Raw genomic sequence first — 12,524 nt, forward strand, 5'->3', positions numbered from 1 at the left:
AATGAACACTTTAATTATCAATGGGTTGAAGAGAATGAGAGAGGTACTAATGGATTAGCTTGAGTATGTATGAGCAAGGCTGTATTGTAATAAATATTATAAATAAAAAGGCTTCATGGATGCGTTTATTTAATGTTTCCGAATTTAAATATTGGCCCCAGCTCAGCGTCATCTTATTATTGATAGCCGGATATGGTAGTTATCGATATTTTGCGTATTACAATACGCGTTCCAATGATTCTTATGTTTCTGCAAACGTAGTGAATATCGCATCTTTAGTATCAGGTCCTGTTAAGAAATTATACATCAAGGAAAATCAAAAAGTTAAAAAAGGAGATAAACTTATTGAGATTGACCCTCTCCCTTATCTCTACGCAATGCATCAGGCTGAAGCCAAACTGAATATAGCCAAACTAAATTATGAAAACGAAAAATTGGCAATCATTAAAGCAGAGCAGCAATTAAAGCAAGCTCAGATTAAATTAAGCTTGAGTCAGGATCATTACAGCAGATATCACAAATTACAACTTCAAGGAGACATGGCTAAAATCACGCTGGTTAATTTGGAAGATAAGATGAAGGAGGAGGAAGCTGCCATTGATGTGGCGGAACAAGAATTAAAAATAGCAAAAACCAACCTGGATGAAAATGAAATTTTAGCAGCAAAAGCTGAACTGGATCAGGCTAATTATTTGTTGAAGAACACTACGCTAATCGCTCCCGAAGACGGCTACATTACTAATTTTAATTTGCGAACCGGGCAATATATTAATGTAGGTGAAGGGTTATTTGCGCTGATTGAATCAAAGCAATGGTGGGTTGAAACGAGATATAGAGAAACAGCAATTAGATTGATTAAACCAGGGGATAAAGCAAAAATTATGATTGATATGTATCCTGGTAAGGTATTTCATGGCCATGTAAAAAGCATTGGATGGGGGATTAACCGGGTGCAGAAAGGTAATGTGGCTAATTCAACGCTGCTTTATATGGAAGCAACTGAGGATTGGATTAGGATAGCACAACGTTTTCCCGTACGAATTTATATCGATGATCTGACAGATGAATACCCTATGCGTATTGGGGCCAGCGCTACCTCAATAACCTACAGGTGAGAACGTGTATTTTGGGCCACAAAGTATAGAAAATAGAGCTGCTTTAAGAACAGCAATTGCTGCGGTAATCGCGGTGCTTATTTCTTTTAAATTCCATCTTGAGACGCCTTATTGGTCTGGCATGAGTGTTGTTATCGTCTCTAATTTGTATACCGGAAGTATTATCGACAAAGCGACGATGCGAATCATTGGTACTCTTGCTGGTGCTTTTTTAGGTTTTTTTATTGCTGGTTTTGTTGCAAACAGTTTTTTCTTATATTTATTGTGCTGCTTTTTAATTATTACTATCAGTGTATATTTTTATAATTACAGCAAGTACGGATATGCCTATTTACTAGGGGCTTTATGTGCTTTTATCATTATTTCACAATTGGCTCTAAACCCACAAAACGCTTTTTTTGTTGCGGTGTGGAGGCCGGTCGAAATTGGTATCGGCGTTTTTGTTTCCGCGATAAGTGCTTATGTGCTTTTTCCTAATCATATTAAAGATAACATAGTGGTTCAGGTTCATGAGTTATTTGATGATTTTCTTCGCGAATTTAAGCAATTACAGCATCTTTTATCGCAACCAGAGACTGATTTTTCTGAATTAGCAGATAGTAATCTGAAAATTAAGAGACGGGTGCGCAAAGCAGTAGAATTGGTTGGCGCATTAAATCAGGAAATAGGAGTGAAACCAGAAACGGTTGATGAAGTTCGTGCATATCTGGATTCCTTTTATGCCATTTCTCGCCAGTTACAATATCTGCTTATTATTACGCCGCAATCTGATGATTTGGCCGCATTGAAATTATTAAATATAAATACCGTGTTTTCGGCCATTGAGCATGATTTATTAGTACTTCAATCTCAATTTAATAACCAATCAATCACTACCCCATTGAAATCAGGCGATGTTTTGGAGGAGTTGAATACACTGTTGGAGCGTGATAAGAAAAAAATTTCAGTTAAAAGCGATTTTATTTACTCTTTGATCCATTATTTTCAGCAGGTGTACCAGAGTCTCTTATTGATGCATACTTTATTAACTAACGGTGCAACTCAAAAGGTACCTACCTATAAAGTGATCAGCAAACAACAACGTTTACGTTCTGATTATGATCTTATTAAGCATAGTATCAAAGCTGGGTTGTCTGCCCTTCTTGCCTTAGGTTTTTGGTTTGTAAGCAATTGGCCCGGTGGATTAAATGGAATTATCAGTAGTTTAATCTTGTCGATTAAAGCTAAAAATCTGTTCGATATGAAACATGTCGGGTTTCATCGATTATTAGGATGTTTTTTAGGTGGGGGTGTCGCACTTATTTCATTAAATATATTTGAAATGAATTTGTTTGATTTAATTATCGTACTTTTTGCTTCTATATGGGCATTCACTTATTTTATGTTTAAAAATACCAAATATTCTTATATTGGCTTACAGGCTAACATTGCTTTGATTATTGCTCTTGCACAACAAGGTGGTCCTCCTGTGATTCTTGATCCTCCCTTACAGCGGCTGGCCGGAATTATTATTGGTATTGTTGCGACGTTTATCGTCGCGAATGTCCTATGGCGTTCTGATGTATGGTCTATATTGAATCGCTATTTGAATAAATTATATAAATACCTCACTTTTAATTTGAATCAAGTGCTTTTAGTTTCTGCAGAACAAAGGGAAATTCATGAACTGGCAAATTTATTCTGGATTACTCGTGGATTGCTGGAATCCCTTGGCAATGAGAATTTAAGTGATAAAAAGAAAAATAGATTGAATAATCTTATTCCTCGATTTGAATCCCTGGTTAGTGCGCAAGCAACAATCAGCCATATTTTAGTGGCGATAGATATAAATAAGGCTCATCAAAGTGCAGAGTTGCTGCAATTTGATTTGGCATTATATGAAAAACAGTTGGTTGAATCATATCAGAAGCATGCGGTAGAAGAGGGGCTTGCTTTAAGTCAGACTTTTACAACATTTTTGTCAGACATCGAAAATAATCCTCAGTATTCCAAGGTTAAGGACAGTGATTTACGTAACCTTTTGGCCTACCTGAATGCACTGAAACAATTGGCATTGCGGGTTCAATAATCAACATGCAACGTTGATGAGCCTGTAAATACCAAAATATCCCCTTTTAACCAGCCACTCAGCGTCATAATTCCCTGTATTACATTATGTTAATACAGGCTACTTTTTTTATTTTTTCTATTGTAGCCTGCATGGGCATAGCCTAATGCAGGAATATTTTGCATTACAATGTCTTGTAAAAAAATCTAATAAAAACAATAATGAGCTCATTTTAATAAAGGTAAGTTGCATTTCCATTTGTAAAATTTAGTTGCAATTTGCTCCATCACGTGTAAAAATTGACCGCTATGAAAACAAAACTTCTCTATTTAACAGCAGCCCTGACAGTCCTCTTTATTTTAATTGGATGGGGTATTTCTGTATGGTGGCAACCATCTCCTAAACCAACGTTTCGACAAGTTAGTTTTAAACAATTACCTGGTTGGGAAACTGCCGAATTTAAAAAATCACTTCAGACGTTCCAAACATCCTGTCGTGCATTTATCAAACAAGATCCTGATCGTGTTGTTGGCACAGAAAAAATCGATTTACAGGCAAAAGATTGGCAGCCAGCCTGTCATGCAGCCTTGAAATTGCATCCAATCAATGAACAAAATGCAAAAGAATTTTTTCAAGAGTGGTTTGCACCGGTTGAGTTTTATGATGATAAGCCGGTAAGAGGATTATTTACTGGTTATTATATGCCTTTGCTTAAAGGCAGCTATAAAAAAACGAAAGAGTTTAGTGTTCCACTTTATGAATTGCCCAGTAATTTGGTGAATATTGATTTAGGTTTATTCAGTCCTCATTTAAAAAATCGTAAAATTGTTGGCCGTATCGCAGGCAATGAGGTTGTACCGTATTATACCCGAGAGCAAATTAATAATGGTGCAATAAAAGATACAGCTAAAGTATTGCTTTGGATTCATAGCCCGATAGATCGTTTATTCCTGGAAATTCAAGGTTCGGGCATCGTTGAACTTGAGGACGGATCACGAGTTTTTGTTGGTTATGATGGTCAAAATGGAGCGCCCTATACTGCTATAGCGGGTGTCTTGATTAAAAAAGGCATTATGACCAAGCACAATGCATCCATGCAGGCAATCAAACGATATTTGGAAGCTAACCCCAAACAACTTGATCCGGTTATTAATCAGAATAAATCATTTATTTTCTTCCGCAAATTATCTTTGGATGCAGCCTTAGGCTCCCAGGGAGTTGCATTGACCCCGGGATATTCAATGGCAATTGACAGAGAATGGATACCAATGGGAGCCCCTCTTTGGTTAAGCACTACAAGACCTGACAGTAACGATCCTAAAGTCAATAAACCAATGCAACGTCTGATGATTGCTCAAGATACTGGTGGAGCTATTCGTGGCAAAGTCAGGGGCGATGTATTTTGGGGAGGGGGTGACAAGGCTACCCTGATTGCTGGACACATGAAAAACGAAGGGCATTATTGGTTACTTTTACCACGCCATGCACTACCTCGTTTAGAAAAAACAGCCTGATATTGAACCTCTCTGACATTAAGAACATTTGGCTGTCATCCTGAGCGTAACGAAGGATCTCCTTGGATTAGGAAGATCATTCGTTACGCCCAGGATGACGTAACGATCCTTATTTATTGCTTCACTTCTTCATTTGGTTTCGCTTCAACAGGTGTTGTTGCTGCTACAGCATCAGTGACTACTAGAGCAGTATTCCCTTTTAGCGCCTCTTCTAACGTAATGAATTTGTATCCGTTACTTCGATACAGTTCAATGATGTCTGCCAAACATAAACTATTCAGTAAATTGGCATGGATGAGAAGAATGTGTTTAATCGGTTGTCCTTCCACCCTTTTTGCTTTTTTGTCCGCTTTTAGTGTTTGGCTCCAGATGAACGCAAGATACCGTTTTTTAAATGAATTAAGACTTTGCGGTCTTTTGCTGTATGGGATTCGATAAAATTGGGCATTAAACTCATAATCCTTACTGTCTATGGTTACTGGAGCAATAGTGTATTGATGTTCAGCCAACCATTGATGTACTTTTTCTTTTTTTTCTCCATTTCCTTCTGCTAAATAAGGATAACGGAAGTATTTGGGGTGGGTCATCACGGGTGCCAACGTAGTATCTGCCCGTTCAATATCCGCAATATATTTTTCTGCCGTGGTACCATTTAAACTTTTATGAGTGTAGGTATGGTTGCCTAGCGTTAAACCTTTATCACGAAAAGTTTCCAATAAGTCCCATTCATTTTTAGCTACAGCGCCGCCGATAGCAAACCCTGTCGCAGGAACCTGATTTTCTACCAGAGTATTTACTAACGCCATAAATCGTTCTTGAGTTCTTTTTAAATTTGCGGGAGTGCTGGTACCTGAGCCGACAAAGGGCAAATCATCTATGGTTATTGCAATTTCATGTTCTTCTGCAAAGCATGAAGTGTTAAGAATACAAAACAATGACGCTACGCCTAACCATCGTATAAACATATTTTCCCCCACTCGGAATTTAATTAGACACTGTTTACCTGTTAACAGGATCTAATTTATTGTTATTTTTAATTAGTTTAATTAACTATAGTATAAATTTTAAATTTGTTCCTCTTTATGAAAAAATAGTGTCTATTCAACGAACTTTAAGTAAAATGTAATAAGTTTTTTCTAAAGAAATAACTGAAATAATGGCTATTATTAAACAGGGAGTGCTTATGCCAAAAGGACATGTAGATAATGATAAAGACAATAAAAATATTGAGGCTAATCAGAATGGTGCAAAGCAATTAGGGCCAGATGTTTATGAAAATGCACGAACATTGAATGTACAACTGGCAACCAAGGGACCAGCTATTCTCTATGCACTTAGTAAAACTTCCGAACATGTTACTCAAAGTAATATTCTTACTGCCGTTGGTGGCATGGTGGTTGGTGCTATTGGCTTTTTCGGTAATCGCTTTTATCGGAGCAAGGGGGATGATTCTGCTTATACTTATATGGGACAAATAGTGGGAGGAGCACAGTTCACTGCTGGTTTTTTATTACTCACAACAAACGCATATGAGGCCTATGTTGGAAGCGGTGATTCTAGCCCATTGATGAATGTACTCAAAATGTCTGGTATGGCCTTGGCTTTAACAGAAAGTACTCTGATTTTGATTAATTCTTATCTTTACGGAGAGGGGACAACTGCCATTAAGCCAAGAGGAACTATCTAAAACAGCTCACATGAATGGCTTATCTCCCAGGAGATGAGTCTGTGTCTGTTTAAAATTAATATCGGTTCATTTCGGCCCAAGCAGTCGAAATACTCACTGAGCCTAAATTAAATGAAGGGACATGTATGACGTACTCTTTACCCAAGCCAGCATCTTATGCATTTTTATTCTCCGCTGCTTTGTATCTTGTATTGGTTTCTTTTATCGGATTCCCACTAAATACGGTTTTAAAACCAATACCAATAGCCTTTTTAATTGTTGGGGTGTTGTTAAGTTCTATAGCACCTGGTGCTCGGTTTATGATTGTTGCTGCACTTACTTTCTCACTGCTAGGTGATGTGGTCTTAACCTTGCCAATAGTATTGCAATTAGAAATAGGGATCGGTTGTTTTTTATTAGCTCATTGTTTTTACATCGGTTTATTCTTCAAATCATATCAATACAATGAATTGCACTTGCTGTATTTTTTCCCTGTTTTGTTATTAATGAGTTTTATTGCTTACTTCATGCTTCCTTATTTGGGAGATCTTTTAATTCCGGTTATGGTTTATTTTTGTGTTTTAATGTTGATGGCATTTTTTGCCTTTCAGGTAAAGGAGGAGGGGATTGCCATTATTAGTGGTGCTCTGTTTTTTTTGATGTCGGATTTTACTTTAGCACTTAATTTGTTTATCTATCCTCAGTCGGATGTACGAATATTTGTAATGTTTACCTATTATGTTGCTCAGTTTTTATTGACTTGGGGATTGGTTTGCCTTTACAAACGAGAGTAAGCGACCTAAATGTTTAGGTCAGGTTCAATTTTTGTAGGTTAAGTTTCCAAAAGTGTAAATTATGTTGACACATATTTTTTGTCCTTCATAATGGTTTAAATTTAATCATATTGGAGCGGCAATGCAGTCTAAGGATCAATTTTCATTCACAACAGAACCATTCTCAGTTGCAAACTCAAATGGTGCAGATGATGAAGTTATGACTATTGAGCGGGCAATTAACCTGGTCGAAAAGATTTTTAAAGATCGCCATGGTTTTTTTACTCCATATAAAAGTGTGCCTGATTTCCTTGAAACATTGTCTGCTCCTGTTGGTGTACCTGTGGTTCTTGGTGTTGCTTCAGCCTTATTTTTAGCTACCTCAGCAATCTCTGGTATTACTACTTTTGGAGCATTCTGTGTGGCTGTTGCTGCTGCGTTATTTGATGAGGATGATCTTTTAATTTCGTCTTTGTCTGTTTTAGGTCTGGCGGCGATCACTAACGGGATTACTCTATTGGTTGGCTCTGCATTAGCTCTTGCTACAGTGCTAAGTATTCCATTCACATTAACTGAATTAGTTACACGAACTGCGGCATCTATATTCTGCCCTATTATTAATCCCATAATTGATGGATGCAGTTCGGATAATACTGATGTACCCGAAGAATATTCTTCCTATTCTTATTCTTAAATATACAGATTATCGGCTATTGAGTAATAATCATTCTCAAGCTTGGTTACTGACTGGCTGTAAAGTGCCTCCGGGTACTTTATAGCCAATTGGTAGATCGTATCATGCAGATTCACTAACAATTCGCGACGTGCATTCATTGAGGCTTCCTGCTTCTCCGAAGTTAATCCTTCTAATTGACTGATACAGAATAGTTCCAAACGGTTATGATTCAATTTTATTGGATTATCAATTACATTTTTTAACTGTTGAAACCACCCTTCTTTGTTTAGCAACAGATCATCAAAAAAATCTTTAATATTTTTTTGTAAATTAATGGGCGTTTTTGTCACTTGTTCTTGAGACTCGTCGATGTAGAAGGCGGTTTGGCTCGGAAATTTATAATATTCGTAATGGAGTTTTTTAAAAGAGGCTGATTGAACCAGTTCTGCAATAAAAGCATAATCTTCATTATGAGGTAAACCTGTTAATTGCCCTTGATTAATGTCGCTATTTATTCTTGATAGAGTTGAGAGGGCAATGATGCGACGCTCTCTGTTATCAAATTGGCAACACTGCCGTATAGAGGACACATAATGGCACGAAACATCGTAGAGGGACTGAATAAATTCGGTATCTCCAAATGTATCTTCGCTTTTTAATTTCGAATTGATTGCATCAAAAAGATCGCAGATAACAGGGTCTTTCAGTAGATAACGATGTGCTAAATGTATAACCGCCATCATAGCGCTGCGCCCAACACCAGAATAACAATGAATATGAATTGGTTTATTGGCTGCAGCAAATTCTGACATCAATTGTAGCGCATCATAAATTTGATCTGAATTACCTGTTTCACCACTTACATCCTTCATTGCAAGGACATGATATGTGATTTTGTAACTACTTGGTTCCAGCAATAATCTTGATTCTGCTAATTCACTTATATCCATACATGATACAACTAAAGCTGCATCTTTTATATCTGGAATGTTTACGTTACTTGAGAAAGGCTGTTGACGTGGCAGATTGCCGAGATAGAGTTTTTGTGGTATCAGCTCACTCAGAATTTCCCTCTTATCTCTCATGAACATGTTGAATCCAAACGCAGCTGCTATTCCCTTCGCTTGTGATGTCAGAAAGAAATAACGGTTAAATTCATTTTTTATTTGTTCTAACATCGAATTCCTTAGTTGAGACATCAAAAGCAAGATACCATTCACTGTTTGTTATTTCAATTTTATAAAAGAGCGAGAAATTGTTTATAAACTTTATATAACCTATTAAGTTTTTTGGAAATAAAAATTTGCTCAATTTGAAAGGCATATCATGCATTTAATTTAATCATTGCTGACTTTGCATTGCCTCTGATATTTTTAGTCGGGAGAGTTCACTCATAGTTTGGATAAATCGGTTTAGTGATTGCAGATCTCTGTTTCGATAAGGCATTTCTCTGGCAAATATAAATCTTAATAAAGAAATTTTGGGGGCATAGGACAATACAATATTCTGTACCTCAATGCTGTCTTGCTTCAAGTAATTTAATAGTATTCTTGCTTGTATTCTTGAATTAATTTGCAGTAATCGAGATGAGGAGTGTATACATAATAGCCAATCTCTTGCCTGAGCTTCAGCTACAGACATTACTAAACCAGGATCATCTTCGAAATCAACAAAGGCAATATTATCTTCGATATGAATAATATTACGCATAAATGCCTGGCTTAAATATGTGCCCTGTTTATGGGTTTGTAGAATACCATTCAAAACTCGTTCCCAATGATACTGAGCTGTATGTTGTCCAGTTTTTTTTAATAGTTCTTCGAAATTAGTATCACCTAAATGAGACAAAACTACATAGTCCTCACATTCATAAAGTATCTCGGGGACATTTACTCCTGCATTACGTAAAGCAGTTAATCTTTTTATTTCCATATCTTGCGTCAGTTTCTTTCCTGGAATATGAATACCTTGCAACACGGGAGTAAAAAAAAGTTTGGAAAGACCGGTCAGTATCTTATAGCTGATTTTTGCACGAGGAGGCTGTTGTTGTTTGATGATATATTTTTTACCATCACAATCAATACTGAATACACGAGGTTGGCGATTAAAATCCAGCTGTTGCAATTTATCAACCAATAACGTGATGCTCATCAGCAAACGATCCTTACATCCAGAACAGGCGTACCCAAATATATAAAACAGTCATGGCAATGATCGGAATGATTACAAAGCCCATAAAAATACGGATTTGTGTACGATTCTCAGCTGAAGCTCGATAAAATTTTTTAAATCGTTCTAAAAGTGACATAAGATCTCACTGTAATGAATGAAATTCAGATTAACGTTTGGTAAATTCTACTCTTATTTATCGTTAATTTCTTGTAAAAGAAAGAAATTACTGCCTTTTTCTTCAATCACAATATTTCGAAACTATAATTAATTCTTTTTGACACAAGTTGCGTTAAACTCATCCATGAATAACTTTAATTCTTTAGCTGTTAATGTACTTTTATTCTTGGCGATATATTCCAAAACTAATTTATTAAAACATGCTTGGTATCCTGTTTGATCTGCGGATTTCAGCGAGGATAAACTTCCAGAATCATTGGCAAGTTGAATGGATAACAATGTTGCTTTGGCAGGATTTTTTTGCAAATCAGTTTCATATTGCGCTGTTGCAACACAGCAGGCAGCACAAGCATCTAAATTATCATATGCTTTTAATTGATACGGATTGTTATTACTAATAGATAGGAAATCTGCCGGAGTAATATTGGAAGAGAAAAATAATTTGTTTTCCTGCTGGGTTACTTCGGTTAAACCACCGTTGCAACGATCTCCGCCGAAAGGCAGGGTTTTAATATGCAATTGATCCTTATCTCTATTTACTAAATATACAGATGAAAAATGCCCACTACCACCCGTGTTGCTGATCGAAAAGAGGGTATAGACGTTATTAAAAGAACCTATTATTTTATAATAACTGTAGCTATTGGCAGCATCCAAATTGTCTTTCGTTTTATATTCAAAACCAATGAATCCTTTATTTAACAGCTCTTTGGATTGTTCCTGCTCAACGACAGGTGCTGTGCCGCAATTATTAACTAAAGACAGCGTTTTATCGGGACTTTCTTCTTGGTCCAGGCATAAGGGACTAATAGGCTCATTGTTATACATTAAGTCTGTTGGTATATGTGTTGATGTGGATGCATTCATTATTGGAGCAAAACAAAATCCAATAGAGAGGATTAACAATAATGATTCTTTATTAGTTTTGTTCATCATGATCATCTTTTGAGGTTTATTTATTTTTAAAGTGTAGTCCATATTTTAAACTTGACGATTGCAATGGCCTTATTTTTAATTCGGTCATCACTTCTTGTGACATGACCGAATTAAATATTGCTTACAGTTTAGTTGTTGCTTCAGAGGATAAATGAATAAAATTAACGGATCTGATGGTTGCTCAGGCTTAGACTACTTGAATCTGAAAATTCTTCTTTTCGTACAGGATTGAGGGGTGATTTGATAGACCACATCCTTATTTGTTCATTTTCAGAGCCTGTAACAATTTGAGTGCTATCAGCTGGATTTTGGGCAGAGAATAGAACTCTATCTGATACTTTTATTTGGGCATCAAGAATAAGCTGATCTTCTTTCTGTCGATAGACAGTGACACCCTCTGCACTATATCCACCAGTAGTAACGAGGCCATTAGCATCTATTTTGTGAATATTACATACTTATCCACCGGTGTGTGCCTGACTAAAAAGTTTACCTGTCCGAGTGTCCCATATTTTTATATATCGATCATTATTTCCGCCGCCACTAGCTATTTTATTGGGGCCAAAAAATCTCAGAGCTTTAGACGGTGATTGATGTTCTTTAAACGTGTGCAATAAATTTGACTGGCCATCTCTATTTATAGCACGTATATCCATAATTTGGATGGATTGTCTCTCACCAGATCCTACGCATACTCCTATGGTCTTTGGTTGGGGGTTATAGGTCATGCCGATAGGTTCGAGAGGGAATTTTAATTCGAATGAGAACTTGTTAGTGCGTGGATCATAATGGGTTATCATTTTGTCTTTTTTGCTTAATAAATAAAACTGTTCATCATCGGCTATTATTTGCGTATAAAGGTTACTGGTTTGTTGGGTAATTACTTTCTTTAAGGTATGGGTATCAATAATTTGAAGGCATCCTTCTTTGCCTGCTTTGACGATGTATTTGGGGCTAGCAGCTAAAGAGGTAATTATTGAGTTTCTGTTCGAAGAAATTTCGCCAATTGTTTTTCGCGTTGGATGATAAGAATAGAGCTTAGTACCTAGCGCAATATAAATTAAAGGATATCCCCAACATAAAGGATTGAAATAATAATCATCAGCTATCTCAGGTGCATCAAGAACGCGGTCACAAGAAAGTTTGTAAGGACGTGTTATTGCTTTGGGTGGGGTGGTTTCAGGCTGAAAATTGAGTATAGAAGCCTTCCTTATATTTGAATGTGTTGCACCAAATAATGCGAAAGCAAGACGTTCTTGATAATCAGTCGGTGTCCCGTCAAATGTTCCGTATAATAACTTTTCGCGGAGTTTTCCCGGGGAATGTAGTTAGTGAAACGAACTCGTTTAAAACTGGTCATAATATGGGCACAAAATAAATAAATTTAGGTTGCACCCTAACTACATGGGAAGAGGAAGTAGCTAGAATGTGGCGATTTACTAAATCAA

At 36.6% G+C, this 12,524-nt stretch carries 11 protein-coding genes; 6 read left to right on the top strand and 5 right to left on the bottom strand.

Annotation, left to right across the window (positions count from 1 at the left end; translation table 11 throughout):
- The first annotated feature begins 119 nt into the window (after positions 1-119).
- From Q0495_RS09435 to Q0495_RS09445, 3 genes are all read left to right on the top strand, one after another.
- Positions 120-1,115 carry an HlyD family secretion protein gene (locus tag Q0495_RS09435; protein WP_298625330.1) on the top strand — a complete coding sequence of 332 codons (996 nt, stop codon included), beginning with the start codon at positions 120-122 and terminating at the stop codon, positions 1,113-1,115.
- Between the two features lie 4 nt (positions 1,116-1,119).
- Entirely contained in the window at positions 1,120-3,183 is a 2,064-nt protein-coding gene (locus tag Q0495_RS09440; RefSeq protein ID WP_298625333.1) for an FUSC family protein, read from the top strand.
- Positions 3,184-3,470: 287 nt separating this feature from the next.
- Complete coding sequence (locus Q0495_RS09445; RefSeq protein ID WP_298625336.1) at positions 3,471-4,676, top strand: murein transglycosylase A; 1,206 nt, start codon at positions 3,471-3,473, stop codon at positions 4,674-4,676.
- Positions 4,677-4,789: 113 nt separating this feature from the next.
- Here Q0495_RS09445 and Q0495_RS09450 read toward each other — a convergent pair whose 3' ends face one another.
- Complete coding sequence (locus Q0495_RS09450; protein ID WP_298625338.1) at positions 4,790-5,641, bottom strand: polysaccharide deacetylase family protein; 852 nt, start codon at positions 5,639-5,641, stop codon at positions 4,790-4,792.
- Between the two features lie 218 nt (positions 5,642-5,859).
- Between Q0495_RS09450 and Q0495_RS09455 the strand changes: the two genes are divergently transcribed.
- From Q0495_RS09455 to Q0495_RS09465, 3 genes are all read left to right on the top strand, one after another.
- Entirely contained in the window at positions 5,860-6,363 is a 504-nt protein-coding gene (locus tag Q0495_RS09455; RefSeq protein WP_298625341.1) for a hypothetical protein, read from the top strand.
- Between the two features lie 125 nt (positions 6,364-6,488).
- A complete protein-coding gene (locus Q0495_RS09460) occupies positions 6,489-7,136 on the top strand; it encodes a lysoplasmalogenase (RefSeq protein ID WP_298625344.1) in 648 nt (215 codons plus the stop codon).
- A 121-nt stretch (positions 7,137-7,257) separates the two neighbouring features.
- Positions 7,258-7,809 carry a hypothetical protein gene (locus tag Q0495_RS09465; protein ID WP_298625347.1) on the top strand — a complete coding sequence of 184 codons (552 nt, stop codon included), beginning with the start codon at positions 7,258-7,260 and terminating at the stop codon, positions 7,807-7,809.
- On the opposite strand, the gene Q0495_RS09470 is transcribed toward Q0495_RS09465, so the two are convergent.
- The 4 genes from Q0495_RS09470 to Q0495_RS09485 form a co-directional block, all read right to left on the bottom strand.
- Entirely contained in the window at positions 7,806-8,969 is a 1,164-nt protein-coding gene (locus Q0495_RS09470; protein WP_298625350.1) for a protein-tyrosine phosphatase family protein, read from the bottom strand. The genes Q0495_RS09465 and Q0495_RS09470 overlap by 4 nt on opposite strands.
- 163 nt (positions 8,970-9,132) lie before the next feature.
- Positions 9,133-9,942 (bottom strand): hypothetical protein, encoded by an 810-nt coding sequence (locus tag Q0495_RS09475; protein ID WP_298625352.1) that lies wholly within the window; start codon positions 9,940-9,942, stop codon positions 9,133-9,135.
- 285 nt (positions 9,943-10,227) lie between these two features.
- Positions 10,228-11,076 carry a hypothetical protein gene (locus tag Q0495_RS09480; RefSeq protein ID WP_298625355.1) on the bottom strand — a complete coding sequence of 283 codons (849 nt, stop codon included), beginning with the start codon at positions 11,074-11,076 and terminating at the stop codon, positions 10,228-10,230.
- A gap of 458 nt (positions 11,077-11,534) precedes the next feature.
- Positions 11,535-11,876, bottom strand: coding sequence for a hypothetical protein (locus Q0495_RS09485; RefSeq protein WP_298625357.1), 342 nt, complete (start codon positions 11,874-11,876; stop codon positions 11,535-11,537).
- Between the last annotated feature and the right edge of the window lie 648 nt (positions 11,877-12,524).

This window comes from uncultured Legionella sp., assembly GCF_937871865.1.
Classification (GTDB): Bacteria; Pseudomonadota; Gammaproteobacteria; order Legionellales; family Legionellaceae; genus Legionella.